Origin of the sequence: Flexistipes sp., from assembly GCF_036172515.1 — a bacterium.
GTDB lineage: Bacteria > Chrysiogenota > Deferribacteres > Deferribacterales > Flexistipitaceae > Flexistipes.
The window spans coordinates 1-25,522 of record NZ_JAXKVW010000021.1; the positions used below are offsets into that span (position 1 = coordinate 1).

25 protein-coding genes, 4 tRNA genes and 1 other RNA gene are annotated in these 25,522 nt (G+C 38.7%); 12 read left to right on the forward strand and 18 right to left on the reverse strand.

Annotated elements, in window-relative coordinates; genetic code table 11:
- Positions 1-692: 692 nt before the first annotated feature.
- The 9 genes from ssrA to UMU13_RS10865 form a co-directional block, all read right to left on the reverse strand.
- Positions 693-1,042, reverse strand: a transfer-messenger RNA (tmRNA) gene (ssrA, locus tag UMU13_RS10825).
- A 255-nt stretch (positions 1,043-1,297) separates the two neighbouring features.
- Positions 1,298-1,753, reverse strand: coding sequence for an SsrA-binding protein SmpB (gene smpB, locus UMU13_RS10830; protein WP_273266839.1), 456 nt, complete (start codon positions 1,751-1,753; stop codon positions 1,298-1,300).
- Positions 1,754-1,944: 191 nt separating this feature from the next.
- Positions 1,945-2,019: transfer RNA gene (locus UMU13_RS10835), tRNA-Asp, on the reverse strand.
- 12 nt (positions 2,020-2,031) lie between these two features.
- Positions 2,032-2,104, reverse strand: a tRNA-Val gene (locus UMU13_RS10840).
- 26 nt (positions 2,105-2,130) lie between these two features.
- Positions 2,131-2,205, reverse strand: a tRNA-Glu gene (locus tag UMU13_RS10845).
- Positions 2,206-2,235: 30 nt separating this feature from the next.
- Positions 2,236-2,308, reverse strand: a tRNA-Lys gene (locus UMU13_RS10850).
- 78 nt (positions 2,309-2,386) lie between these two features.
- Positions 2,387-3,673 (reverse strand): adenylosuccinate synthase, encoded by a 1,287-nt coding sequence (locus tag UMU13_RS10855; protein ID WP_328219070.1) that lies wholly within the window; start codon positions 3,671-3,673, stop codon positions 2,387-2,389.
- Positions 3,674-3,681: 8 nt separating this feature from the next.
- Positions 3,682-4,794, reverse strand: coding sequence for an ATP phosphoribosyltransferase regulatory subunit (locus UMU13_RS10860; protein ID WP_328219071.1), 1,113 nt, complete (start codon positions 4,792-4,794; stop codon positions 3,682-3,684).
- 8 nt (positions 4,795-4,802) lie between these two features.
- Positions 4,803-5,948 (reverse strand): pyridoxal-phosphate-dependent aminotransferase family protein, encoded by a 1,146-nt coding sequence (locus tag UMU13_RS10865; protein ID WP_328219073.1) that lies wholly within the window; start codon positions 5,946-5,948, stop codon positions 4,803-4,805.
- A 369-nt stretch (positions 5,949-6,317) separates the two neighbouring features.
- Here UMU13_RS10865 and UMU13_RS10870 point away from each other — a divergent pair, with 369 nt between their 5' ends.
- The 7 genes from UMU13_RS10870 (at position 6,318) to folE2 (ending at position 13,108) form a co-directional block, all read left to right on the forward strand.
- Positions 6,318-6,569: an SHOCT domain-containing protein gene (locus UMU13_RS10870; RefSeq protein WP_328219074.1), complete on the forward strand. Its 252-nt coding sequence runs from the start codon at positions 6,318-6,320 to the stop codon at positions 6,567-6,569.
- Positions 6,570-6,615: 46 nt separating this feature from the next.
- Positions 6,616-7,956 (forward strand): ATP-binding protein, encoded by a 1,341-nt coding sequence (locus UMU13_RS10875; RefSeq protein WP_328219076.1) that lies wholly within the window; start codon positions 6,616-6,618, stop codon positions 7,954-7,956.
- A complete protein-coding gene (locus UMU13_RS10880; protein ID WP_328219078.1) occupies positions 7,949-9,274 on the forward strand; it encodes a sigma-54-dependent transcriptional regulator in 1,326 nt (441 codons plus the stop codon). The genes UMU13_RS10875 and UMU13_RS10880 overlap by 8 nt, the downstream gene beginning before the upstream one ends.
- A gap of 1 nt (position 9,275) precedes the next feature.
- On the forward strand, positions 9,276-10,652 hold the full coding sequence (gene argH, locus UMU13_RS10885; RefSeq protein ID WP_328219080.1) for an argininosuccinate lyase: 1,377 nt from the start codon (positions 9,276-9,278) through the stop codon (positions 10,650-10,652).
- Positions 10,649-11,518, forward strand: a complete 870-nt coding sequence (locus UMU13_RS10890) for a hypothetical protein (RefSeq protein WP_328219081.1) — start codon at positions 10,649-10,651, stop codon at positions 11,516-11,518. Before argH ends, UMU13_RS10890 begins: the two co-directional genes overlap by 4 nt.
- Before the next feature lie 86 nt (positions 11,519-11,604).
- Positions 11,605-12,324, forward strand: a complete 720-nt coding sequence (locus tag UMU13_RS10895; RefSeq protein ID WP_013885813.1) for a tetratricopeptide repeat protein — start codon at positions 11,605-11,607, stop codon at positions 12,322-12,324.
- A 1-nt stretch (position 12,325) separates the two neighbouring features.
- The gene (gene folE2 / locus UMU13_RS10900) at positions 12,326-13,108 is read left to right on the forward strand and encodes a GTP cyclohydrolase FolE2 (protein WP_328219083.1); all 783 of its coding nucleotides are present in this window, start codon (positions 12,326-12,328) and stop codon (positions 13,106-13,108) included.
- A 162-nt stretch (positions 13,109-13,270) separates the two neighbouring features.
- On the opposite strand, the gene UMU13_RS10905 is transcribed toward folE2, so the two are convergent.
- Positions 13,271-14,080 (reverse strand): mechanosensitive ion channel family protein, encoded by an 810-nt coding sequence (locus UMU13_RS10905; RefSeq protein ID WP_328219086.1) that lies wholly within the window; start codon positions 14,078-14,080, stop codon positions 13,271-13,273.
- A gap of 115 nt (positions 14,081-14,195) precedes the next feature.
- Here UMU13_RS10905 and UMU13_RS10910 point away from each other — a divergent pair, with 115 nt between their 5' ends.
- The 5 genes from UMU13_RS10910 (at position 14,196) to larA (ending at position 17,963) form a co-directional block, all read left to right on the forward strand.
- Positions 14,196-14,498 (forward strand): hypothetical protein, encoded by a 303-nt coding sequence (locus tag UMU13_RS10910; RefSeq protein WP_328219087.1) that lies wholly within the window; start codon positions 14,196-14,198, stop codon positions 14,496-14,498.
- Positions 14,499-14,596: 98 nt separating this feature from the next.
- Positions 14,597-14,971 carry a twin-arginine translocase TatA/TatE family subunit gene (locus tag UMU13_RS10915; protein ID WP_328219089.1) on the forward strand — a complete coding sequence of 125 codons (375 nt, stop codon included), beginning with the start codon at positions 14,597-14,599 and terminating at the stop codon, positions 14,969-14,971.
- Positions 14,971-15,723: a twin-arginine translocase subunit TatC gene (gene tatC, locus UMU13_RS10920; RefSeq protein ID WP_328219090.1), complete on the forward strand. Its 753-nt coding sequence runs from the start codon at positions 14,971-14,973 to the stop codon at positions 15,721-15,723. Before UMU13_RS10915 ends, tatC begins: the two co-directional genes overlap by 1 nt.
- Entirely contained in the window at positions 15,716-16,705 is a 990-nt protein-coding gene (moaA, locus tag UMU13_RS10925) for a GTP 3',8-cyclase MoaA (RefSeq protein WP_328219092.1), read from the forward strand. Before tatC ends, moaA begins: the two co-directional genes overlap by 8 nt.
- 7 nt (positions 16,706-16,712) lie before the next feature.
- Entirely contained in the window at positions 16,713-17,963 is a 1,251-nt protein-coding gene (gene larA, locus UMU13_RS10930; RefSeq protein ID WP_328219105.1) for a nickel-dependent lactate racemase, read from the forward strand.
- A 282-nt stretch (positions 17,964-18,245) separates the two neighbouring features.
- Here larA and UMU13_RS10935 read toward each other — a convergent pair whose 3' ends face one another.
- The 8 genes from UMU13_RS10935 to UMU13_RS10970 are packed head-to-tail and all read right to left on the reverse strand — an operon-like array spanning position 18,246 to position 25,304.
- A complete protein-coding gene (locus tag UMU13_RS10935; RefSeq protein ID WP_328219093.1) occupies positions 18,246-18,740 on the reverse strand; it encodes a DUF456 domain-containing protein in 495 nt (164 codons plus the stop codon).
- Positions 18,741-19,502 (reverse strand): MBL fold metallo-hydrolase, encoded by a 762-nt coding sequence (locus UMU13_RS10940; protein WP_328219095.1) that lies wholly within the window; start codon positions 19,500-19,502, stop codon positions 18,741-18,743.
- Between the two features lie 6 nt (positions 19,503-19,508).
- Positions 19,509-20,084, reverse strand: a complete 576-nt coding sequence (locus tag UMU13_RS10945) for a hypothetical protein (protein WP_328219096.1) — start codon at positions 20,082-20,084, stop codon at positions 19,509-19,511.
- A complete protein-coding gene (mutS, locus tag UMU13_RS10950; RefSeq protein WP_328219097.1) occupies positions 20,077-22,641 on the reverse strand; it encodes a DNA mismatch repair protein MutS in 2,565 nt (854 codons plus the stop codon). The genes UMU13_RS10945 and mutS overlap by 8 nt, the downstream gene beginning before the upstream one ends.
- Positions 22,642-22,645: 4 nt before the next feature.
- Positions 22,646-23,746 carry a tetratricopeptide repeat protein gene (locus UMU13_RS10955; RefSeq protein WP_328219098.1) on the reverse strand — a complete coding sequence of 367 codons (1,101 nt, stop codon included), beginning with the start codon at positions 23,744-23,746 and terminating at the stop codon, positions 22,646-22,648.
- Positions 23,733-24,056: a LapA family protein gene (locus UMU13_RS10960; RefSeq protein WP_328219099.1), complete on the reverse strand. Its 324-nt coding sequence runs from the start codon at positions 24,054-24,056 to the stop codon at positions 23,733-23,735. Before UMU13_RS10960 ends, UMU13_RS10955 begins: the two co-directional genes overlap by 14 nt.
- A complete protein-coding gene (locus UMU13_RS10965; protein WP_328219102.1) occupies positions 24,053-24,559 on the reverse strand; it encodes an HIT family protein in 507 nt (168 codons plus the stop codon). The genes UMU13_RS10960 and UMU13_RS10965 overlap by 4 nt, the downstream gene beginning before the upstream one ends.
- Positions 24,552-25,304, reverse strand: a complete 753-nt coding sequence (locus tag UMU13_RS10970; protein ID WP_328219103.1) for an NAD-dependent protein deacylase — start codon at positions 25,302-25,304, stop codon at positions 24,552-24,554. Before UMU13_RS10970 ends, UMU13_RS10965 begins: the two co-directional genes overlap by 8 nt.
- Between the last annotated feature and the right edge of the window lie 218 nt (positions 25,305-25,522).

Genomic DNA, 25,522 nt, shown 5'->3' on the forward strand with positions numbered 1-25,522 from the left:
GTTTTATAACAGCAAAAGATTACATTCGTATTTAGGGTACGTTAGCCCAAGACAATTTGAGGAAAACAATAGAATGAAAAAAGTTGCTTAAAAAATTGTACATTTTTACTTGACCATGTCACATACCGGCTTCCATAGCAGCTTTTACATTCTCTTGAATTTGTTGTCTTGCCTGAGTTCTGTTGGTAAATTGGGCAGCAAATCTGGCAGCAAATTCCTGCCTTTCTTCCATTTGATTTAAACTGATTGTAATTTGCTGTCCGCATTTTTTCTATAGCACTGAAAAAAATAGGGCGTATAATTATAATTGTCTAATGTATTATTATAAAATATATTGATGTTATATATGAAGTTGAACAGTGTAGTTTGTGATATATTGTTATTGTAAAAAACTAAATAATTGTAAAAATCGCTTTTTTGATAAAAAAGACAGTTAGGTATTGAAGTATTTCTATATAATGGCAAACAAAATTCTTTATAGTATTCTTACAAGATTGTGTCGGCAGCTGTTTGATTTGCACTGGAAACGGACTAAGTTCCGCTTTTAAGCGGATACGTTCAGATTGAATTTCAAAAATTTTTTACAAATTATTGCTAATATTTTCGCAAATTTCAAATCGATAAATTTATTATAAAAATATATAATCAAATGATTGGGTATGCACCTATTTATAGTCATTAAAAGTTCTTTGAAATGGAGGTGGCGGGAATCGAACCCGCGTCCGGTTAAGCTTCAATTTAAGGCGGCTACATGCTTAGTCAGCGTTTGAGATGTCCCATTTCTTCTGCCCGCTGACAGGTGGAAGAAATGGTAAGCCTCTTAAGTCTCACTCACTTTTTAGAGGCATCAAAGTGAGCCAGCCTGCTGAGTTGGCGCCCTTTGCAAAGTCACAGGCAAACTTTACAAGGACGTCGCTGCTATCTACGCAGCAGCGAGTGCAAATTCGTCGTTTGCAACTATTATGGTTCGGCTGTTTTACGAGGTACCGAACCTCGGCATGCTCCTTAAACCTACACTTCCCGTCGAAACCATTTCACCCCCTTTAAGGGTAAAAATGACGAAAAATTTTCCGCCCAAAAGCGGACATCTTTTCAAACATCCTTGGATTAAACAACATATTTAAATTTTGATAAATTGCAAGGGGTATTTTGGTTCAGAGTTCAATGTTAATAGAAATTTGGTTATTGTTTGTTATTCATAGCTATTAGTTGTTATGTTTTGTTTCCTAAAAAAAGCAGGTTTAACGGGATAAACTTAACGTTTAGCACTTCATACTATTATCTCAAGTACCTCCAACTACTTTATCTTGTATTTATTTTTCAGATCCCTGTTGATGTCTCTTTCCATGTCTTTGCGTTTTATCGTTTCCCTTTTGTCGTGCAATTTCTTACCTCTTGCCAGTGCTATTTCCAATTTTATAAGGTTATTTTTCAGATAAAATTTCAAAGGAATTACTGTCAGCCCTTTTTCATTCGTTTTGCCCATTAACTTGTTAATTTCTCTTTTATGGAGCAGTAATTTTCTTGTTCTTGTCGGGTCGTGGTTCTCAATGTTTGCCTGGGTGTATGGGGAAATATGGCAGTTTATGAGAAAAGCTTCACCATCTCTGATTTTTACATGGCTGTCTTTGAGGTTAATTTTACCGTTTTTTGCCGATTTTACTTCCGTACCCAGAAGAGAAATGCCGGCTTCAAACTTTTCAAAAATTTCAAAATCGTGATAAGCCTTTCTGTTTGTTGCCAAAACTTTCATCAGATTTCCTTTTGTTTAATGTGTTCCACATATTTACCGGTCAAAGGCCGGTGATAGTAGTAAAAATTTAATTTCGTATGTTTATAATAGTTTGTCAATAAGTAAAGCTGCGATCGGCAAATGTGTTTTGCAGTAGCAATATGGTATTTATTGAAATAAAAAAGCCACCTTTTCAGGCGGCTTTAAAAAAACGGGAGCGACGAGACTCGAACTCGCGACCTCCGGCGTGACAGGCCGGCGTTCTAACCAAACTGAACTACGCCCCCAGCTTGTTGAAATGGGCGGTACAAGGATCGAACTTGTGACCCCCGGCTTGTAAGGCCGGTGCTCTCCCAGCTGAGCTAACCGCCCATTTTCCCACCATAAGGTGGAAGAAACGTCCCCAAGGGGATTTGAACCCCTGTCGCCGGCGTGAAAGGCCGGTGTCCTAGGCCAAGCTAGACGATGGGGACATCTTGGTTTATAAAAGATGCCATAAAAAATGAGCCGTGTAGGGATCGAACCTACGACCCGCTGCTTAAAAGGCAGCTGCTCTACCAACTGAGCTAACGGCTCATAACTGCGTCTGTCGCGTATTTCGCTGTAACAGGAAGCAATTTATAACAAAACAGCTGTGCGTTGTCAATAAGTTTTTTAAAAAATTTCATTGATTAAAATTGTTTCTTCTCTGTCCGTTCCGACCGAAATCAGAGCGTATCTTATGTCAAGATAATCCTTAATATATTCAACGTAGGCTTTTGCATTTTCAGGCAGGTCATTATAGGTTTTGACCTTTGTTATATCTTCCTTCCACCCTTTGAATGTTTTGTAGACCGGCTTGCAGTGTTCCAGGATTTTTATTTCAGGAGGGAATGTCTCATAAACCTTTCCTTCGTATTCATAGCCGGTGCATACGCGGATTTCATCCATGCCCGATAAAACATCAAGCTTGGTAAGAGCAATGTATCTTATACCGCTAAGAAGCTTTGAATACCTCATCGCAACAAGGTCAAGCCAGCCGCATCTTCTCGGTCTACCGGTTGTAGCTCCGTATTCACCGCCGGCTTCTCTAAGGCTTTCACCTTCTTCTCCATGAAGTTCAGTCGGGAAAGGACCGCTTCCCACACGGGTGGTATAAGCCTTCATCACACCAACTACGTTTGTGAGATGAAGAGGAGATAAACCTGTGCCTGTAAAAGCGCCTCCTGCAGTAGGATTACTTGAAGTTACAAAAGGATAAGTACCGTGATCCACATCCAGTAATGTTCCCTGGGCTCCTTCCAGCATAATCTTTTTATTTTCTGCTGAGAGTTCGTTAATGAGGTAACTTGTTTCACTGACATACGGCTCCAGAATTTTTGCGTAACGCTTGAAATCATCATAAATCTTTTGAGCATCCAAAGATTCGAGTCCATATATTTTTGTTGCGATATTATTTACCTCGGAAACATTCTGGAAGATTTTCTCTCTTAAAACTTCATCATCGTATAAATCACACACCCTTATTCCCACTCTGTTCATTTTATCTGCATAAGTCGGGCCTATTCCTCTGCCTGTTGTTCCGATTTTTTGAATTCCCTTTTTGGCTTCAGAATGTTTATCGAACAGTTTATGATAAGGCATAATGAGATGGGCTCTTTTGCTGAGAAATAAACGGTTGTCAAAATTTATTCCTCTTTTTTTAAGGTCGTCTATTTCCTGTATCAAGGCATCAGGATCAACGACAACCCCGTTTCCTATAATGTTCTGCTTGCCCTCGTGCATAATTCCCGAAGGAACAAGATGCAGAATGTATTTTTCCCCTTTTATTACAACAGTGTGTCCGGCATTATGACCACCTGAGAATCTAACCACCACATCCGCTTGTTCGGTATAAAGGTCCACGACCTTTCCCTTTCCTTCGTCACCCCATTGTGCTCCTAAAATTAACGTAGTACTCATGATTAACCTCACATTGTAATGTTTTTAAACTTGTAGCGCTCTTTTATTGCTTCGATATTGCTTCCTTCCTCAACCCAGAACACTTTGTAACCTTCTTTTCTGAGCTGCTCCGCTTTTACAAAATTATGTTTGCCCACCAACAGGTAGTCGTATGGTTCACTTTCATAATCATGTTTATACAGCGGCATAATCTCTTCAATGTTATATGCCAGACCGCAGGCTGTCATATTCTGTCCGAATTTACTCATAAGGGAATCGTATCTTCCTCCACCGCCCAGAATTGAGCCGCTTTTATCATTGATAATGTCCAGATTTATCCCTGTATAATACCCCAGACCTCTGGTTTCTCCCATATCAACTATGAGCTTTGATGTGTCAATACCCAGTTCGGCAAATCCCGAGAAAAGCTCTTTCAGGTAGTTGACTCGTTCGGTCAGCAGGTTATTGAAAGTGCTCAATTCGTGTATTTTATCCAGTATTTCCGGTTTTCCGAATGCAAAGGGGAGGTATTTGAGCAGACGTGAAATTTCCTCCGGAATATCTTTATTGTTCAGGAATTTTTTTATTTCATCCATGTTTTTTTCCGTCAGAAGTTTCAGGTAATATTCGCTGTCATCGAATTTTTCCAGCAGCAGCTTTAAGAATTTCTGGTCTCCAATAACAATCTGATAATCCTCGATTTTTAAATTGGTCATTGTGCTGTCGGCTATATTAAGCAGCTCCAGGTCTCCGTAAAGTTCACTGCTGCCGAAATTTTCAAAGCCCACCTGATACTTTTCAGATTTTAAGCCTCTGTTCATATTGACATTTCTGAAAACTCTTCCTTTATACTGAAGCCTCAGCGGAAGAGGGTAGTCTTTCATGTACGTTGAAACAACCCTGCATACCTGAGGAGTAAAATCTGGTCTTAAGACCATTGATTTACCGGAGTTTCTGTCTATAAATCTTATAATATTTTCGTCTCTGAAATCCCAGGTGGTGTGTTTCAGTATTTCGTAATACTCATACAGCGGGAGAAAAATTTCAGAATAACCGTAGCTGTTCAACGTGCTGTGAATCTCCGCAATAAGTTTATTGGTTTTTTTAGCCCTTTCAGGGATATGGCTTTTTGAAGTATTCATGAACAATCCTATATGTGATCAATGATAATTTTTTCAGCTGCCGCAACACCGGCACCCAGCTCTATATCCAGTCCGGCTTTTTTTATTCCCATTTCAAAGGCGCTTACAGCTATTATCGTATCCATGAAATCGTGGTACCCAAGATGAGAGATTCTGACAATTTTTCCCTTCATGTGATCCTGACCGCCGGCAAAAGTAATGCCGCTGTCATCTCTCATTGCTTTGACAAATTTCTGACCGTCAAAATCTTCCGGCATAATAATTCCGGTGGCTGCGTTGGAAGGGATATCCTGAGCCAAAAGCCTGAATCCGAGAGCTTTCGCTGCTTCTCTGGTTGCATCAGCGCAAACCCGGTGTCTGTTGTAGATGCTTTTCAGACCTTCTTTTTCCATGAGTTCCAGAACCTTATTCAGGCCTATTATCAGGCTTACAGCCGGTGTATATGCAGTTGTGTCATTGTTTTGTGCCTTTCTCTCTTTTTTCAGGTCAAGGTAGAATCTGGGATTCTTTGAGGTCTCCACAAATTTCCATGCTTTTTCGGAAAGAGCAATGAAAGCCAGTCCCGGAGGAAGCATAAACGCTTTCTGTGAACCGGTTACCAGTATATCTATACCCCATTCGTCCATCTTGGTTTCATATACCCCGACAGAGGTTATCCCGTCTACAACGAAAATTGTGTTTTCCCTAAGCTTTACAATCTCTGCTATTTCTTTAATGGGATGATATACAGTTGTTGAAGTTTCGCTAGCCTGGACAAACACCCCTTTAATCTCCGGATGCGAAATGAGTTTTTCCTCTATCTGGGCTGCTGATACAGACCTGCCCCAGGCAAGCTCTATACTTTCAACCAAGACTTCGTAGCTTTGGGCAATATCAATCCATCTTTTACCGAATTTTCCCGCATTTACCACAAGTATCTTATCCCCGGGACTCATGGTATTTACAATGGATGCCTCCATGGCCGCAGTACCGCTACCTGCCAGAATAAGAACATCTTCCTTTGTCCCGAATAACGGTTTCAATCTTTCTCTCACATTGCTGAAAATTCTTGAAAACTGAGGCGTCCGGTGATGAATCATCGGTTTAGCCATTTCCAGCATTACCTCTTCAGGAACAGGTGTAGGCCCCGGCGAGAGCAGGTATTTTTTGAGCATTAATCACCCCGTCATAGTAATAAAACAGACTGCAAGTATTAATACCAAGCTTGCCTGCAGGTGTCAAGAAAACGTTATGGTTTGATGCCGTTATGCGTTATGGGTTTTGGGAGAAATAGTGAGGTAGTGAAATAGGGAGATAGGGAAATAGGGAGATGGGGAAATTGAAGCAGGCAAAAGTGGAGAGGGAAAAATCTTTTGGTGGGAAAATTGTTCACTGGCGGGAAAATTCTGCACAGTTAACGAATAGGGTGAAGGATGTGATGAGTTTTAACTTGTTTATATGAAAGGTGTATTTGCTTTGGACATTTTGTTTATATTCTGGACATTTTTTTGCTAATTATAATTTAATTGATACAGGAGGAAATTATGTATAGTGATTTTTGTGCAAATTTTTTTGGGATGATGCCTTTCGGAGGCGGATTTATCAATCTCATTATCTGGGTGGTAATAATCGGGGCGGTTATTTTTCTGCTTTTTAATATCTTCAGATCGGATCGCTCAACGGAAGACTCTGATGTGAAAACAGGCCAGAGACCTTTAGAAATTTTGAAACGAAGATATGCTTCGGGAGAGTTGAGTAAAGAAGAGTATGAACGGATGAAAAATGAACTCCGCTGATTTTTTTGTTTACTTGTTTATCCAAATAATACAAATTAAATAAATTATGGGCAGATATTCCAGACACTTAAAAATTGTTTTGCTGATTGCCATTATTCTTACAATTACCACTGTGATTCTTAGTGTTTCCTCTTCCCTGCAGTCTTTGAAACGTTATAAAGAAAACCTTGTAAACTTTTCGGAATTTGTGATGAGATCATTTGAGTCCGGAAACCGGGCATTTATGATGAATGAGCAGTTTTCCAGAAGAACAATTGAGCAGTTTGCCCGGGATATTTCAAAACAAGAAATAATAGAAGATATTGTTGTTTACTCAGAATCGGGAAAAGTAATTTTAAGTGTCGGCGACAGGAAACCTTCCTCCTATCAGGGGTTGGTTGGCAGACATTCAGATAATATTGAAATGGTTGAGCTGGACGAGTCATTCTTTTTGTATAAAAGGTTTAATCCCTTTGCCGGTATGGCTATGGGCCGTATGGGCGGCAGAATGGGCGGGCATATGATGGGCGAAGGCATGATGCGTATGTGGGATGATAATAACGGTTCTTCAGGAGATTATTATATCGGTGTCTTACTGAACAAAAGGGAGTACTCCTCAATACTTCAAAAGTCGATTGTTGATGTTTCTCAGGTGATTATCCTGGGGATTCTGCTTGTGATTATTTTCTTTTACAGTGTCAGAATTATCGGTGAATATGAGCGAAAAAGCAGAAAACTGCAGCTGGCTGAAAAAGAAGCCGAAATCGGTAAATTTGCCAATGTCCTGGCGCATGAAATTAAAAATCCCCTGAGTTCCATGAAAGGGCTAATAAATTATTCTGCAAAAAAAATTCAAAGTCCGGAACTTTCTGAATACCTTTTTCAGTCGCTTGAAGAAATAGACAGGCTTAATAAAATAGTGAATGACTTTTTAAGTTACGGAAGGGACATGGTATTAGAGTTTCAAAAACTTGACCTTGAAAAGCTTATTCACCATATAATTGAGCTGCTGGGATATGATATAAAAGCCAAAGGTTTGACTGTTAATGTTGAAGGCAGCTCTTTTGAAATTTATGCTGATAAAGACAAGCTTATGCAGGCGGTTATGAATCTTATTATTAACGCGGTTCAGGGTGCCCCTGACAATTCAGATATTTATATAAAACTGGATAAGAAAGCCAAAAGAGCTGAGATTATCAATGAGGTTAAAAGTAAGCTCAGGGTAAATTCTGAAAAACTGTTCGAACCTTTTTATACGGAAAAATCAAAAGGTACGGGTCTGGGCTTGGCTGTAGCCAAAAAAATATTGATGTTGCATCAAGGGAAAGTTAATGTAATAAGTACCGACCCTTTTGTTGTGGAGATGGATTTTTCAGGGCAGAGTGAAAAGGATTTTAAAAATGGATAAAAAGATTCTTATTGTAGATGATGAGAAAAATCACAGACTTATGCTCAAAATACATCTGGCAGATGAGGGGTTTGAAGTTTTAGAGGCTGAAAATGGTGTTGAAGCTCTGCAGTTAATAGATGAAAGTGATTTTGATCTGATTCTGCTGGATATAAAAATGGATATTATGGACGGGTTCACTTTTCTTTCACATATGAGACAGAAAGATCTGCATATTCCCGTTATTGTTATAACGGCATTTTCAAATGTCAAAACGGCTGTACAGGCAATGAAACTTGGTGCTGTTGATTTTATATCCAAACCTGTTGATACGGATAATTTACTGGATTTGGTAAAAAACAATCTTAAGACAAGGTCGGATAAAAGTGTATCCGGAGCTGATAATGTTCTTAAAGATTATGTTTTTGATGGCGTATATTCTGAAGAAGGGCTGGGAAAAATTATCGAAATGCTGAAAATGGTGGCACCTACCGATGCTACGGTTCTTATTACCGGAGAATCGGGGACCGGCAAGGAATTGGTTGCCAAATCAATTCACGATAATTCCCACAGGAAAAACGGCCCTTTTCTTGCGGTGAACTGTGCTGCACTTAATGAAAATTTAATCGAAAGCGAAATGTTTGGTCATGAAAAAGGGGCATTTACCGGAGCAGTCTCCCAGAAAAAAGGGAAATTCGAACTTGCAGATAAAGGCACCCTGTTTCTGGATGAGGTTGCCGAGCTCCCTTTACCCACACAGGCAAAACTTCTCAGGGCTTTGCAGGAGAAGGTTTTTGAAAGAGTTGGCGGAGAAAAAAGTATAAGAACGAATGTGAGAATTGTTGCCGCAACCAACAGAAATATTAAAGAGATGGTTAATGAAGGCGGTTTCAGAGAAGATTTGTTTTTCCGTCTTAATGTGTTTCCCATAAATCTGCCACCTTTAAGGGAGCGAAAATCGGAAATCCCAATGCTTGTCAAATTTTTCATAGATAAATATTCCCATTCGTTTAACAAGCTTATCAGGGGTTATACTGACAGTTATATGCAAAAGCTTATGAGGTTTGATTTTACCGGTAATATCAGGGAATTGTCCAACCTTGTGGAGAGAAGTATTATACTGTGTACTTCTGATAAACTGGATGCAGTCCATCTGCCGGAGCCTGAACATTCAGATTTTTCGGAAGACAGTGCAATGGATGTCAGAGGAAATGAAAGAAACTTAATTGCAAAGGCACTGAAACAGACTAACGGGAATAAAACGAAAGCTGCCGAAATACTGGGAATTTCCAGAAGGACACTGCATAATAAAATAAAAGAATACGAGATTGAGGTGTGAAATGGCTGAAAAGTTATGGGGTGGCAGATTTTCTTTGTCCACGCATAAACTGGCGGAAGAATTCAATGCTTCCATCAACTTTGACAGGAAATTGTATAGATTTGACATAAAAGGTAGCATTGCTCATGTGGAAATGCTGGCAAAACAAAGGATAATTGCCGAAGACGAAGCAAGGCAGATAAAAGATGGGCTTGAAAAGATAGAAGCGGAGATAGAGGAAGGGAATTTCGAATTCCGCGACGCAGATGAAGATATTCATATGGCTATTGAAAAGAGGCTGCACGAATTGATCGGTCCTGTTGCAGGCAAACTTCATACAGCCAGGAGCAGAAATGATCAGGTTGCTACGGATTTCAGGATGTATTTAAGAGAGAGGGTTGATGAGATCAGTGAATGCTTAAGGGAGCTTATGCAGGTTATTGTAGATAAATCAAGGGAAAAGATAGATGTGGTGATGCCGGGGTATACGCATCTGCAGACGGCTCAGCCTGTGCTGTTTTCACATTATGCCATGGCTTATTTTCAAATGTTTAAAAGGGATTTTCTGCGTTTTAAAGATTTACGCGAAAGAATGAATGAGTGCCCTCTGGGTGCAGGTGCTCTGGCCGGAACAACTTTTGATATCGACCGTGATTACACAGCAGAAAAATTAGGTTTTGACAAACCAACCTCAAACAGCCTGGATTCTGTGAGTGACAGGGATTTTGCTCTGGAGTTTCTTTCAGCAGCATCTATTTGCGGAATGCATCTGTCCAGAATTTCCGAGGAGATGATAATTTTTTCCAGCGCTGAGTTTGCTTTTCTGGATTTGCCCGATGATTTTTGCACGGGAAGCAGCATTATGCCCCAAAAAAAGAATCCCGATATGCCTGAATTGATAAGAGGTAAAACGGGAAGGCTGTACGGAAATATGATAAGTCTGTTTACAACATTAAAGGGGCTTCCCCTTGCTTATAACAAGGATATGCAGGAGGACAAGGAGCCCGTTTTTGACAGTGTGGAAACGTTAATATCTTCTTTGAGAATCTTTACGGAAATGTTTGCAAAAATGAAGCTGAACGAGAAAAAAATGGAAAAGGCTGCCGGCGGCGGATTTTCAACGGCTACGGATTTGGCTGATTATCTGGTCAGAAAAGGTATGCCTTTCAGAGAAGCTCATAATGCAGTGGGGAAAACAGTAGCATATGCACTTTCCAAAAATAAAGGTCTGGAAGATTTAGAAATGGAAGAATTCAGACAGTTTTCACGTGTGATAGAGGGTGATATTTTTGAATATGTGGTTGTTGCAAAGTCAGTAGACAGCAGGAAAGCTAAAGGGGGGACGGCTAAAATCTCAGTTTTGCAGCAGATAAAGGAAGCTGAGGAGTTTTTAACGTGAAAAGATTTGTTTTGGTTGTATTAATTGCGGTGTCAGTGTTTGCCTGCGGCAAGAAAACAAGACCTGTCTCAAAAGATTCTTTCAACCTGCCCCTGCCTGCAGAGCGTTCGGCTAAAATCACTGAGAAAGGAATGAAAATTGCAAATATTTCCGATGAGTATGTGATGTTTGCAGAAAAGGCCGGGTACGATGATAAAGGATGTTTGCAAAAATTCACTTTTTTATCCCGCCTTAAACCGGAAGAATCTTTTCTGGATAAAGGTGTGAAGCAGGGTAACAGATATGTTTACCGGCTTTCTTATTATGACAGATTTTTAGAGGTATATTCGGAAAAAAAGAATGTGATTGTCACGTACAGCAAGCCTATTGAGATTAAAACGTTTGATTATAGGATAACTGATGCAGTGAAAGCTCAGCTGGAAATAACGTATCCGGATAATCTTGAGTATTACGAACTGTATGTGAACGGCAGAAAATTATACGAAGGAAGGAAGGATAACTTAACAGCGGCATTGTTAAACGGAGAAGTCAACAACATCGAAATCATACCCTATGATATTTACGGAAACAAAGGCAGTGTTTTTACAACCAAAATTGATCTGACTGCCGGAAAGTTTATTCCTGCTCCCCGGCGTTTGCGCAGCATAGTGAGAAATACTTTTGTAATGATCTCATGGGAATCAGTGGAAAAGGCAGAAAAATACAAGTTTTATATTAATCAAGGGAACGGATTCGTAATGAAGGCAGAAGTGGAAACAAATTTTTACCGTTATGAAAATAAACCGGAAAAGTGTGTGAAGTTTGGAATAAAAGCTGCAGCCGGAAAAGCAGAATCTGAGATGTCCGTATTGAATGTCTGCCCGTGATTGAAATTTTTCAAACAGGTTGAAAATATTATGAATATGAATATAATCATTTCCCTGCTTATAAGTAACAATTTTTGAGGTGAATAATGTTAACAATTTTAATCAGTTTTATTGTATCGGGATTAATAAGTGTCGGGGTTTATTTCCTTTCATATAACTACTTTCTTGCTGGTCTTGTTGGTGTGCTACTTCTGCTGGGTGCAAATTTTGTTGTGGGTAAGCGTTTCCTCAATAAATTAACAGCACTTTTTAAGACTGTTGAAAAGGATATGAAAGCTGGTAGATATGATAAAGCCATATCAAGGCTTAAAGACGGTTATAAATACTCCAAATGGCAGATTTTTGTCAAAGAGCAGATAAACTCGCAGATCGGTATAATTTATTACATGAAGAAGGATTTTAAAACCGCCAAAGAATATCTGGAGAAAGGCTTTTCCAAAAACTGGCTGGGCATGTGTATGCTTGCAACAATGTATTTTAAAGAAAAGAATTATGAGAAAGTGGAAAAGGTTATGGAGAAAGCTGTCAGAGGAGCCAAAAAAGAAGGTTTTGTTTACAGTGTCTATGCGTATTTCTTAACGGAGATGGGAAGAAGGGACAAAGCTATACAGATTTTGCAAAAAGGCAGCAACAAAGCCCCTCTGGATGAAAAACTTGAATCCAATCTTGAAGCTCTGAAAAACCGTAAAAAGATGAAAATGCAGAATTATGGTGCTATGTGGATGCAGTTGAACATTGACAAAATGCCCCAAGGGGTAAAACCCTATCAGATGCTGTTAAACAGACAGAAAATAAAACGGAAATAGGATGCTTAAAGACGTTCAGAGTCTTAACGACGACAGAAATCTTTCCATAGATAAGGTTGGAATTAAAGATATACTTTATCCCATTGTCGTCAAAGATAAAAATAAGGGGAAACAACACACTGTTGCCCGTATAGATATGTTTGTCAAGCTGCCTCACAGCTTTAAAGGCACCCATATGTCCCGTTTTGTGGAAATTCTTAATAACTATAAGGCAGATATAGACATCAGGTCTTTCGGGGACATTTTGGATGACATGATGGGAGTACTGGATTCCGAGGTGGCTGGTGTGGAAGTAAGGTTTCCGTATTTTATTGAAAAGAAGGCTCCGGTATCTAATCTTCCATCCTTAATGGATTATGAATGCGAATACACAGGATATGCAACAAAAAGTGAGAAAGATTTCGTCACAACTGTGAAGGTTCCCGTCGTTTCCGTTTGTCCTTGTTCCAGGGAAATTAGCAGTGCAGGGGCTCATAATCAGAGAAGTTATGTAAAAATAAAGGTCAGATATAACAAAATGGTTTGGATTGAAGATCTGGTTAATATTGCAGAATGCAGTGCAAGTGCGCCGATATATTCACTGCTTAAACGTGAGGACGAAAAGTATATAACAGAAACTTCCTACGCAAATCCGGTTTTTGTTGAGGATATAGTAAGGAATATAGCTGAGAAACTCCTTGAAGATGACAGAATAACATGGTTTGAAGTATCCAGTGACAATATGGAGAGCATACACAACCATTCGGCATATGCTCTCATTTCAAGAGATAAAAGAAAAAATTAATCTTAGCTCCCAAATCTTTTGTATTTTTGATAGCGTTATAAAGTCAACTGTTGAGTGGACGGACACAGCATCAAACCTATAACCTATCACCCATTACCCATCACGCTTCACGCATTACGTGTCACTCTTCACGGTGTCACGCATCACGGTATCTATCATTCATCATTCTCCCTCTGTATGCTTTACATGCACATCCATTTGGGGATATGGAATGGATATTCCGTTTTTCTTAAAAGCTTCATTAATTTGAGCCAGCATGCTGAATTTTAACGGCCAGTAATCGCTTGATTTCACCCATGGTCTGAATATTAATATAATTCCGTTTGCTCCAAGTTCAGTCAATTCGATCTGAGGCTCAGGCTCACTCAAGACTCTGGAATCAGAATCTGCAAGCTCTTTTAAAATTTGTTTGGTTTTTTCAACATCATCCTGATAATCTATTTCAACGGTCAGATCCAGTCTTCTGGTGTCGTAAGCTCCGTAATTTGTTATGCTGGAGCTGGTTATGCTTGAGTTTGGGATAAATATCTTTTTATTGTCCGGTGTCACCATCTCTGTCTGGAAAAGGCTGACTTTTTCGATTGTGCCGCCTATTCCTGCAGCCTCGACGTAGTCCCCAACTTTGAAAGGTCTGTTGAAAAGCAGCAATATACCTGAGCCCAGGTTGGCAAGATTGCTCTGGAGTGACAAGCCTATGGCGAGAGTTGCGGCACCAAGTACGGCAATCAGAGAGGTGGCTTTAACACCAAGATTGTTTAGTGCAATAATTATGACGATAATCATTGCAAGTATGTAGGTTAAATCACCCAGAAAATTGGAAAGGGTTTGATCTACATTACCTCTGGCAGTTAATTTGCCTATAAGTCTTTTTAACCACTTTGCCGCTATTTTTCCGACAAAAAATATTACTATTGCCAGTATGATTTTAAGGCCATAAGTTGTTGCGTATTCGCTAATTAGCTGAATGTTCATGAAGACCTCCTGTTAATAAATATGAACTCAGGTTCATGTTAAATGATAATGCTTAATTGTCTTAAATACAACATTTTTCCTCGACAAGCGTTTGAAAATTATTAATATATACCCTATGAGTTTGAAATGGTGTGAAAACTGTCAGCAATACACTGATGTGGAAAAGGTAACACAGACACCCGGGATTTTTTTGGTAATTGCGATGGTCATATTTTTCATGCCTGTTATAGGAACATTTGTGGGAATTCCTTCCCTTATTATTACTTTTCTATGGTGGCTCAATACTCCTGTTAAATGCACCAAATGCGGAAGCAGAAATATAAAAAAAATAAAGGAACACGAAAAGCCTTCTGAAAATGTACTTATTGCCAGGAAATACGAAGAAAAAATCAATAATCATAATAATGATCCAAACTAAATTTTTGAAATAGTTATTGATTTTTGGGCACGGTATAACTATCATTTTTCCTGAAAATATTTATATGCAGGGTTGGTCATCCTTTAAAGAGGTCTTATATGTTTGGTTTGGGTATGACAGAAGTAATTTTAATACTGGTTTTGGCATTGATAGTGGTAGGTCCGAAAAAACTGCCGGAAGTTGCTAAAGCACTCGGAAAAGGTTTTGCTGAGTTTAAAAAAGTGATGAACGACTTTAAGGATGCAGTGAATATAGATGATATTGACGAATCATCCTCTTCATCTTCCCGCTCGAAAAATAGTGATATTTCAGAGGTTTATAAAAACAAATGGCAGCAGGATATACTGCAGGCCGAAGAAGAAAACAGCGATCAAAAAAGTATAAATAATGATGATAAAGGCGAGAAAGACGGAACTACGAAAAAATCAGAAGAATCCGACGAAAACGTAAAACGTGAAAGCAGGGAAACCTAATGGCGGGAATCGAAGATAAAATACCTTTGACTGCCCATCTTGAAGAACTCCGGTCCAGAATCATAAAAATAGTAATTTTACTGGTTATCATTTTTTCTTTTTGCTACTGGCAGAGTGAATTCCTGTTGGAATTTGTCACAAAACCTGTTGTTAAACATCTGCCACCTGATTCAAGCATGGCGATGCTCAAACTTACTGAAGGTTTTTTCACGGAACTAAAACTGTCGCTGATGGCGGCTGTTTTTTTCGGTATGCCGTATATCCTTTATCAGCTGTGGAAGTTTGTGGCTCCCGGTCTTTATGCTCACGAAAAAAAATATGTGGTTAGTTTTGTTATTGTATCATCACTTTTGTTTTTTCTCGGTGCTGCTTTTGCCTATTATATAGTTTTTCCTTTTGGTTTTAAATTTTTCCTTAACTATGCCAAAGGTGATGTTATCGCATCGCTTTCGCTGCAATGGTATCTTTCTTTTGTTGTCCGTCTTATACTGGGATTCGGTATTATCTTTGAACTGCCGGTTTTTGTTCTGTTTTTGTCAAAAATGGGCCTTATAACGGCTGATTTTATGAAAAAAAACAGACGCTATGCAATTGTTATACTGTTCATCGCTGCGGCGATTTTTACGCCGCCGGATGTTTTTACTCAGCTGATGATGGCAGGCCCTCTTATCCTGCTCTATGAAATAAGTGTTTTTGTTGCCAAAATATTCGGCAGAAAAAGCGATTTGAATGAGGAAGATATATATGAGTGAAGATCTTAAGGATAAATTCGGACGGAGCTATAAATATCTGCGCATATCCGTCACCGACCGATGCAATTTCAAATGCAAATACTGCATTCCCAACGACAATTTTCAGTACCTATCACATAACAAGATACTCAGCTATGAGGAAATGCTTCTGGCTGTCGAGGCTTTCTCCCAGCTGGGAGTCAATAAGGTAAGGATAACAGGAGGGGAGCCTCTTGTCAGAAAAAACATTTCATTCTTTCTGAAAAAAGTGAAAGATATTACCGGTATCAGGGAAGTTACTCTTACTACAAACGGTTCACTTTTGCACAAATTTGCAAAGGATATACATGAAGCTGGAATTAACCGTATTAATGTAAGTCTTGATTCTCTTCGTGAAGACAGGTACTCCTATATTACCGGTGGTTTTGACCTTAAAACCATTATAAACGGCATTAATATTGCAAAAGAAGAAGGTATAAAGCCCATTAAAGTTAATACTGTCGTTATTCGCGGCTTTAATGATGATGAAATAATAGATTTCTGTGATTTTGCCTCCGATAATGATATTGTTGTCCGCTTCATAGAGTTTATGCCCATCGGAAATTCAGCGGGATGGCACAAGGATAATATTATTACAGGTAAAGAGATAATTGATATAGTATCCAAAAAATACAATCTGGAAAAGGTTCAAAGAAAAGCTTTGGATGGCCCCGCCAAGAATTTTAAACTTTCCGGAGGCGGCATGATTGGGGTGATCACACCGATATCGCAGCATTTTTGTTCTGAATGTGACAAAATAAGACTCACTGCAGACGGTAAAATAAGGCCGTGTCTTTTGTCAGACGATGAGGTGGATGTAAGGGAAGTAATCAGAAACGGTGGTATTGAGGATATAAAAAGTAAAATCAGGGAGAGTCTTAATATTAAACAGGAAGAACATCATTTGAGCAACAGAAGCTGCAGAGATCTCTATAAAAGAACGATGTCCAAGATAGGAGGTTGATATCAATATCAAATACGGTAAAGAAACCATCTTTTTTAACAGTGATAGGAATATTGAAACGCTGGACAGAGATTTTAACGAACCGGTCTTAACCAGCCGGGATATTTTTTATAAGATTAACTCAAATCCACATTACAGCGAAGGAATAGATGAAATTTTACAAAAGGCATCTTCGGTTTTAATAATATTACCCGATATAACAAGAAAATCAGGAGCATGCTTTTTTCTGAAAGAGCTTATCGACAGAATTGAGTCATACGGAAAAACATTTTCTTTTATATTTGCTGTGGGTACTCACAGACCACTTACCGTTGACGAAAAAAGGGAAATTTTAACGGATGAAGTATACGAAAAATATTCACAACATATTATAAATCACGATCCGGATGATACAGAAAGTATGACATATTATGGTAAGACGAAACACACCACTCCCGTACTTCTGAATAATGCATATTTTGATCACGATACAATAATTCCAATCGCTTCGGTAAGCTATCACTATTTTGCAGGTTTTGGAGGAGCAAGGAAGATGATTCTGCCCGGGATAGCTTCCCGTAAGAGTGCCATGAACAATCACAAACTGGCTCTGGATGAAAGAGCAAAGAAAAGGCATCCTTATGCCTGTACCGGTAACTTAAAACAAAACCCTGTTCACGATGATATTGTTGAGGCAGTTATGATTGCAAGGGCAGGGAAAAACTTTTTTGCCATAAATACGATTTTGAATGAAAATGGTGAGATTGTGGATGTGGAAGGCGGTGATCTGTTTATCTCGCATATAAAAGCCTGTGAGCGTTTAAAGGAGCTAACAAAGGTTGAAGTGTCTGACAAATACGATATTGTTATATGTTCCTGTGGAGGATTTCCTAAAGATATAAATATGATACAGGCTCAGAAATCGATAGACAGGGTTAAAAGTATTGTACGCGATGGCGGGAAAATTATTTTCTTTGCTGAATGCAAGGACGGTTATGGTAATGAAACATTTGAAAATTTTTTTGATTATTCTTCCACATCAGAAATGGCTGAAAAGCTTTTTGATGAATACAGAATAAACCGGCAGACTGCTTTTAATCTACGGAATATTACAGAACACTTTGACTGCTATCTGTATTCCCGTCTTGATTATGAAGACTGTAAACGCATGGGATTCAGAAAAATAAATGATACCGGTAAAATTAATGAACTGTTAAAAGAGGGCGAAAAGAGAGCATTTGTGCCCAATGCCTCACTGGTTTATTTTGAAAACGGTTAAATGCCGTGATGCGTGATGCGTGACGGGTGATGGGTTATGGGTTATGGGTGATGGGTGATGGGTTATGGGTTATGGGTATTCATTAGTGTTAAGCGCTAAGTACTAAGGGTGAAAAAGAAGGTAAAAGTAAAGTTTAAGAGATTAATGTGGCCTATCCCGTGAAATGCGTGGCCTATTTCACTGGATTTGCAATAGTTTTTGCCTCAACCTGCAGCAATAAATAACAACAAATATCAATGAATAACCACTAATAACCATTAATACTCTTTAAAAAATAATTTTTTATTGATAGATGTAGATTCCAGTCAGGATAACAATGGAAATACCCAGACTGAATTTTATAACAATGGCGAACATCCTGTTTTTCATTATTGATGTGCTTCGGAGAATAGCTGTCCGGTTATCCGATGTGGCAAGCTTTTCATAGATAAAGGTGCCGGCAAATGCGCCGATTACAGATCCTATCAGCGCGCCGATTCCAAAAAATAACGGAGCCATGATTACTCCAACAACAATTGCACCGGCGATTGAAGCAAAAACACTTTTGTTTGTGGCGCCTGTTTTCTTTGCGCTGAAAAATCCGGATATCCATTCAAATATTTCACCGGCAGCTACTATGGCAAGGATTAGCATAAGCTGCCAAAGTTCAATAAGATCGGTGAAATACAGAATAATAGGAGGTATTGCAGCAAGCATATTACCGGGGAGGCTGAAAAGATTCAGCATCACAAATAAAAACTGTAATACGGTGACGCCAAATATAATTACAGGTATCATTCAGAAACTTATCCCGTATTTGCAATTCTGTCTTAAAAAGCTCGTTTCAAAACCGAAATTTTTTGTGGCAAATTTACTGTATTTTTCAAGTATACCGTAGTCATTGTTTTCTTCGCTTACATGTGCAAATAACAGTTTTTTGATTCTGTTACCGCTGAGTTTAGCCGCAATATTTAACGCCTCTTTATTGGAGAGATGCCCTTTGGAGGAGAGGATACGTTTTTTCAGATATTCGGGGTATTTGCCATTTTTCAGCAGTTCCTCTTCATAATTGGATTCCAGCACCCCTATGTCGGAGACTGACAGGTATTCTTCAATATATGCAGGAGCGTGTCCCAGATCTGTTGCAAAGGTTATCGATTTGTCATCAAAAGTGAAATGATATCCGAGAGGTTCAGCTCCATCGTGCATAATCTGGAAAGGGTGCACACTTATATCTTCAAAATCGTAAATCCTGTCCTTATTAAGAATGTAAAAATCAGAAACATTTATTCCTTTTTTTTTCAACACGTCGGCTGTTCCTTCGCTGGCAAAAACAACCGGCTTATATCTGTTTAGAAAAGGGGTGATCCCGGAAATATGATCATTATGTTCGTGGGTGAGAAAAAGCAGAATTTTGTCATTTTTGATGTCATTTTCTTCCAGTACATCGTCCACTCTGTAGCGGGATATCCCTATATCCACAAAGATATGCATATTGTTTCTTTTTATATGATAACAGTTTCCCGAACTTCCCGAATCAATTACATTTAATATAGGCATATTTACTTATAACACACTTTCATACATTTTCATCATTTTTTTACACTGAAGCAATATGATTATTATAAGCATAAAAACTATGTGACCTGTTTTGCCCCATGAAAGAAAGACGGTTATCCATCCTAAACTTATCATTAAATCATAAAAAAATGTTGAAGGGGTTTTGATGTTTTTTCCCCAGAGCTTTCTTGTAATATTGGGTTTTAAGAAAAGAGCGTGGAACACTGAAAAAATAATAATAAAAATTAACAGTATCAGTGCAAAAACACTGCTTCCGGATAATGCTATTGCAACGGCAGATGAGAGGATAAGTACGGCGAAAATGATAAAAGAAAAGAAAGTAAAAACAAATTTTGTGATTTCCTTAAAAAAACTGGAGTAAACATTCATATCCACAAAAGATTTAACAAAAGCTCTTGACATAAAAATTAATAACACCAGTATTACGGCCTGCACATAAGAAAATGTTTCGCTGAAGAACAGTATAAAAACAGCCCAAAGGGGGATCTCACTGAAGAGAAATGCAGCCGTCCTCGACGGCGAAGAAAGAATGTATCCTGCAAAACTCAGATTTTTATTCATCTTTTACCGTTTCCTTCAATTTATTCAGTAAATTTAATGCTTCCAGCGGCGTAATGTCGTTTATATTTACCGATTTCAGCTCTGATACAGCCGGATGTTCTTCAAAAACAAGGAAAGGCTCCACAACCTTTTCTGTGCGTGGTGATTTGCGATTCTTTTTAGCCAGCTTCGGCAGTCCGTCAATACCGTATTCATTTTTCTCAAGGGTGGCCATTATTTCATTACTTCGGGAGATAACCTCGCCGGGCAGACCTGCAATTTTGGCTACATAAACACCGTAGCTTCTGTCGGCACTTCCTTCAATAATGTTTCTTAAAAAAATTACTTCGTTTTTCCACTCTTTAACTTCCACGGTGTAGTTTCTGCTTCCGCTGTTGATTTTCGGGATATCGGTGAGTTCGTGATAATGTGTTGCAAAGAGGGTTTTGGCTTTGATTTTGTTAAGTATATATTCCGCTACCGCCCAGGCTATGGAAACACCGTCAAAAGTGGATGTACCTCTGCCGATTTCATCAAGTACAATAAGTGAACTGGCAGTGGCATTGTTTAGAATATTTGCCGTTTCCACCATTTCCACCATAAAGGTGGATTCCCCTTTTGCCAGGTTGTCCTTTGCTCCCACCCGTGTAAATATTCTGTCCACCAGAGAGATTTTGGCACTTGCTGCAGGGATAAATGAGCCCGTATGGGCAAGCAGGGTGTTTATTGCAACCATTCTTATGTACGTACTTTTACCCGACATGTTTGGGCCGGTTATAATGAGCAAATTGTTTTCACTGTTATCCAGAAAAGCGTCATTGGGGATAAAAGGCTCACTCATGCGGTTTTCCACCACAGGGTGCCTTCCGTCAATTATTCTGATTTCTTCAAAATCTCCAACTTCAGGCCTGCAGTAGCTGTATTTATCAGCTATTTCAGCAAAGTTAAGCAGGACATCCAGTTCAGCCACTTTGCCCGCAACTTCTCTTATCCTGTCTTTTTCTTTGCGTACATCTTTTCTGATACTTTTAAAAATATCATATTCAAGTTTTGCCAATTTATCTTCAGCATTCAGGATTTCATCTTCCAGTTTTTTCAATTCATCCGTTATAAAACGCTCTGCATTCACCAGTGTTTGCTTTCTTCTGTAATGTTCCGGAGCTTTGGAGGAATGGGTTTTGCTTATTTCGATGTAATAACCGAAGACTTTATTGTACCTTACCTTAAGTGTTGGAATTCCGGTCTTTTCCTTTTCCTGAGCTTCAATTCGGGCGAGCATTTTTCTGCTGTTGTCTTTTATTTCTCTGAGATGGGCAATATCATTGTTGAAGCTGCTTTTTATAATTCCACCTTCCGTTATATTTAAAGGCGGTTCATCTGTTATGGCATTTTCAATGAGGGAATAAATATCTCCAAGTGTGTCGAAGCCTTCTTTTAAATCGTCAATGTTCGGATGCCTTATTTCTTCAAGAACATTCAGGATGCCGGGCAGATTGGAAATGGAATTTTTAAGCCATATGAGATCTCTGGGACCGCTTCTTTCTGCAACAATTCTGGATGCGATTCTTTCGATATCGTACACTTGTTTGAGTTTATCTTTAATGCTGTTCCGGTATATACTGTTTTGAGTGAAAAATTCAACTATGCTCTGCCTTCTGTATATTTCCCCGAGATTTCTGCTCGGTGACAGCAGCCATTTTTTCAGCAGACGCATTCCCATTGCAGTGTTGCATCTGTTTAGGATATTATAAAGACTCGGATTTTCAGAGTCTGAGCTTGTGTTCACAACTTCAAGCGTGTTGACAGCTACAGCATCAAGGTATACTTCATTCTCAGCCGTTAAAAAAACCGGTTTTTTTAGTGAAACTTCCAGAAAACTGTCTTCAAGATAGTTAAGTATGTAAGAAAGAGGGTAAAGGAGTTCTTTATCATATATCCCCAGTGATTTCGGTGTTCTGACTCCAAAGTGCCCGGTAACCTTATCTTCTACGGCTTTAATATGTTGATTCCTGCTGATTTTATAAAAGCCGGTATTTTTTATTTCCAAATCAATATTTGATATAATTTCTTTCGGATTCCATTTGGCGAGTGAATCTTCAAGATATTTCTGCTGCTGGAGAAAAGTATCCCCTGTGGATGTATCCACTGCACAAATATGATAATGTTCTCCGGACTTGTATGCTGACATAAGAATATTAAAGTCGTGAGATTCAAGGGAATCTTCATCTATTACTGTCCCGGGGGAAATAACCCTTGTCACACCTCGTTTTACTATACCTTTGGCTGTTGATGGATCTTCAAGCTGTTCGCAAATTGCAACTTTTTTCCCTGCTTCCAGCAGTTTGTTTAAATAGCTTTTGTATGCATGATACGGAATGCCGCACATTGGCACGGGATTTTCCTCTTTCTTGTTACGGCTTGTCAGTGCAATTGAGAGTATGCGTGAGGCTACATTGGCATCCTCACCGAACATTTCATAAAAGTCACCCATACGGAAAAAAAGAAGATGGTCAGGATATTTCTCTTTGATTTCATAATACTGCGCCATCATCGGCGTAAGTGTGCCGGTTTTTTTCATAATCTCAAAGAGGTTTAATTGTTTCTAATGATTTACAGTTTGCACAAACTGTATAATAGTCGTTATAACTGGTTTTGCATTTATCACATATATATTCAGGGTCATTAATAAATGTATTTATAAGAACTTTATCCAACTTGATGCGGCTGTATCTTTTCAGAATTGACTTATATGGTTTGTGTTTCTCCACAAAATCACGGATTACTTCCCGGGCTTTTTCCGGGTCATCTTTTTTTATGAAATAGTCAGACAAAAACACCGTATAAAAAGGATTATCACTTTTTGACGAAACTTTCTTCATTATCAGTTCGTCAAAACTTTTAACATCCGAATAATCGTAATAGTAACCCCGCATTTTCAGAAGGTCCTCATAGGAAGATGTCATATCTTTTTCTATAAACTCATTCACAGCAGATAAACCTTTTTCTGTGTGTCCGGCTTTAAAGTATGAATCTATGAGTTCCACCTGAGCAATCCTTAATGAAGGGTGGATTTTAATTGCTTTTTCCAGAAGTTTTGTTTTCTGCTTTACATTTTCCTCTTTTTGAGCTGTCTTTACATTACAGTAAGCTCTCCAGTCGGAATAATCTTTACCGCTGCTTTTTTCATATCTATGGTAGTATTTTTCAGCATCGGAATAATTTTCCTGCATAAAATGTATTTCAGCAAAAAACTTAATCAGCACAGGTGATTTGTCTGTTTTTATGAGCTCTTCAAGATAGTACTTGGCGTTATCGAACTGACCCCATGCTTTATAGTCTTTAACCAGTTCAAAAAGCACATATTTTTTTAATGATTTGGTCAATTTGCTGTTACTTAGTGTACTTTCGTGGATGTGTACAGCTTTGGCGTAATCTCCGTTTTTTCTGAAGAGGGAACCAAGAGAAGCATATATTTCCAGATTATCATTATTTTCAATGATAACACTCGAAAATTCGTCCAGTGCCTTTGCAATATTGTTTTCAGCTAAAAAACCGAAACCTTTAAGGAAGTGCTTCCCGCTTAGTTCGTCCATATCGTCTTTTCTCCTGATGACAAAGATATAATACAGTAACAGCAGAACCGCTATAAGTAATGTTGCAAAAAGAAACTTATTGTCCAGCATGTTCTTTTGTGGATTCTTTTTCTTTACTTAAAGGAAGATTTCGCAGTCTTGTGATTTCCTTTTCAGCCTCTTTTAAATCTTTTCTGAGACTGTTTATCTCTCTGCGTGTTTTCATTTTTTCAGAGAGTGCAACCATTACTGCCAGTATAACGCCTATGAAGGCAGAACCGATAATTATCAGAAACAAAGGCAGCTTAACAGGTTCTTTACCATAAAAATACTGCAAATCCACAGTTTGCATATTCAGTGTAGCAAAAATTACTATTGCCGCTATTACAACTGTTTTAATTATTGTACTGACTATTCTCATTTTTCCTCCAGCGCCTTTATAGCTTTTTTAAGTTTATCATAAGTCTGCAAAATATGTTCCGAGATGACTTTTGTTTCACCCAGCACAGGCATAAAGTTGGTGTCGCCGTTCCAACGGGGTACAATATGAAAGTGAAGATGATCATCCACTCCGGCTCCGGCTGCTTTTCCCAGATTAAAGCCGGCGTTAAATCCGGCTGGATTTATTGAATTTTTCATAGCTTTGATACACATACCTGACAAATTCATAATTTCCAGCATTTCATCGTCATTCAGCTCTTCAAGATTTCCCGTGTGCCTATATGAAGATATCATAATATGACCGTTATTGTAAGGAAAAAGATTCATCATAATATGACACGTGTTTCCCCTGTATAAAAGAAGATTCTCCCTGTCATTGTCCTGTTTAGGTTTGACACAAAAAATGCATCCTTCGTTTTTATGCGAACCATCTATGTAATTCATTCTCCATGGTGCCCACATTCTGTCGAATCCTTTATTCATAAAGCGCCTCTTCCAAAGATTTTACTGTATTACTAAGGTTATCATGAATTACAAAATCTGCCAATGAATCATATGGTGTTTTATCACGATTTAAAATTGCTACTTCTGCCCCTCCGCTTCTGGCATAGCCGGGCATCAGTGCGGCCGGGTTGACCACAAGGGATGAGCCCATGACAATAAAAAGTTCAGCTTTCTCTGAAACTTTGACAGCTTTGTTCAAAGCATCGTGCGGAAGGCTTTCACCGAAAAAAACAACATCCGGTTTTATAAGTCCTTTGCATATCGGGCATAAGGGAGGATTTTCACCTTTTTTCAGCATATTGAAAACTTTTGATGTTTTAAATTCCTGGGAGCATTCCATACAATAACTGTAATAAAAATTTCCGTGCAGTTCAATTACGTTGTATGAACCAGCTTTTTGGTGAAGGTTGTCTATGTTTTGGGTAATAACATAAGACTCATCCGAAAGCTTTTGTACTTCGGCTATAAATCTGTGAGACAGATTGGGTTCTGCATAAAGCAGATCCTCGAAAAATTTGAGGGCAAAGTTATAAAACTCTTTTGGTTTTCTGACAAAGTTATCTATGAAAAGCAGTTCCTGAGCGGATGTTGTTTTCCACAAACCCGTATCCGGTGATCTGAAGTCGGGAATTCCGCTGTCAGTACTTACCCCCGCTCCTGTAAAAAACACTGTATTTCTGCTTTTTTTTATACGGTCAATCAATGCTTTAATTTGATCTGCCATTTGAGTTTTATATCAGAAAATAATATAATCATCAAGCTTAAGCCTGCTCTGACGTCACCCCATTTGTCGCAGTGCAAATATTTTTCAATGTAATTTGCACGCATTTTGCAGCCGAAACTCGAAACTACTGCCGCTAACCGTCTACACCCTCCTCTCATAATTGTTTTTATTTGCAAATATTTATCCACTTTACATTCCAACACAGGGTGTGACCGCTA

Excerpts from the sequence above, each read along its gene's own strand:
- UMU13_RS10955 (WP_328219098.1), bottom strand. The coding sequence starts at position 23,746 with ATGCTGGACAATAAGTTTCTTTTTGCAACATTACTTATAGCGGTTCTG.
- UMU13_RS10855 (WP_328219070.1), bottom strand. The coding sequence starts at position 3,673 with ATGAGTACTACGTTAATTTTAGGAGCACAATGGGGTGACGAAGGAAAG.
- UMU13_RS10970 (WP_328219103.1), bottom strand. The coding sequence starts at position 25,304 with ATGGCAGATCAAATTAAAGCATTGATTGACCGTATAAAAAAAAGCAGA.
- moaA (WP_328219092.1), top strand. The coding sequence starts at position 15,716 with ATGAGTGAAGATCTTAAGGATAAATTCGGACGGAGCTATAAATATCTG.
- argH (WP_328219080.1), top strand. The coding sequence starts at position 9,276 with ATGGCTGAAAAGTTATGGGGTGGCAGATTTTCTTTGTCCACGCATAAA.
- UMU13_RS10875 (WP_328219076.1), top strand. The coding sequence starts at position 6,616 with ATGGGCAGATATTCCAGACACTTAAAAATTGTTTTGCTGATTGCCATT.
- UMU13_RS10960 (WP_328219099.1), bottom strand. The coding sequence starts at position 24,056 with ATGAGAATAGTCAGTACAATAATTAAAACAGTTGTAATAGCGGCAATA.
- smpB (WP_273266839.1), bottom strand. The coding sequence starts at position 1,753 with ATGAAAGTTTTGGCAACAAACAGAAAGGCTTATCACGATTTTGAAATT.
- UMU13_RS10940 (WP_328219095.1), bottom strand. The coding sequence starts at position 19,502 with ATGCCTATATTAAATGTAATTGATTCGGGAAGTTCGGGAAACTGTTAT.
- UMU13_RS10915 (WP_328219089.1), top strand. The coding sequence starts at position 14,597 with ATGTTTGGTTTGGGTATGACAGAAGTAATTTTAATACTGGTTTTGGCA.
- UMU13_RS10895 (WP_013885813.1), top strand. The coding sequence starts at position 11,605 with ATGTTAACAATTTTAATCAGTTTTATTGTATCGGGATTAATAAGTGTC.
- UMU13_RS10870 (WP_328219074.1), top strand. The coding sequence starts at position 6,318 with ATGTATAGTGATTTTTGTGCAAATTTTTTTGGGATGATGCCTTTCGGA.
- mutS (WP_328219097.1), bottom strand. The coding sequence starts at position 22,641 with ATGAAAAAAACCGGCACACTTACGCCGATGATGGCGCAGTATTATGAA.
- UMU13_RS10910 (WP_328219087.1), top strand. The coding sequence starts at position 14,196 with ATGAGTTTGAAATGGTGTGAAAACTGTCAGCAATACACTGATGTGGAA.
- UMU13_RS10865 (WP_328219073.1), bottom strand. The coding sequence starts at position 5,948 with ATGCTCAAAAAATACCTGCTCTCGCCGGGGCCTACACCTGTTCCTGAA.
- UMU13_RS10935 (WP_328219093.1), bottom strand. The coding sequence starts at position 18,740 with ATGATACCTGTAATTATATTTGGCGTCACCGTATTACAGTTTTTATTT.
- tatC (WP_328219090.1), top strand. The coding sequence starts at position 14,971 with ATGGCGGGAATCGAAGATAAAATACCTTTGACTGCCCATCTTGAAGAA.
- UMU13_RS10945 (WP_328219096.1), bottom strand. The coding sequence starts at position 20,084 with ATGAATAAAAATCTGAGTTTTGCAGGATACATTCTTTCTTCGCCGTCG.
- UMU13_RS10880 (WP_328219078.1), top strand. The coding sequence starts at position 7,949 with ATGGATAAAAAGATTCTTATTGTAGATGATGAGAAAAATCACAGACTT.
- UMU13_RS10905 (WP_328219086.1), bottom strand. The coding sequence starts at position 14,080 with ATGAACATTCAGCTAATTAGCGAATACGCAACAACTTATGGCCTTAAA.
- UMU13_RS10860 (WP_328219071.1), bottom strand. The coding sequence starts at position 4,794 with ATGAATACTTCAAAAAGCCATATCCCTGAAAGGGCTAAAAAAACCAAT.
- folE2 (WP_328219083.1), top strand. The coding sequence starts at position 12,326 with ATGCTTAAAGACGTTCAGAGTCTTAACGACGACAGAAATCTTTCCATA.
- UMU13_RS10965 (WP_328219102.1), bottom strand. The coding sequence starts at position 24,559 with ATGAATAAAGGATTCGACAGAATGTGGGCACCATGGAGAATGAATTAC.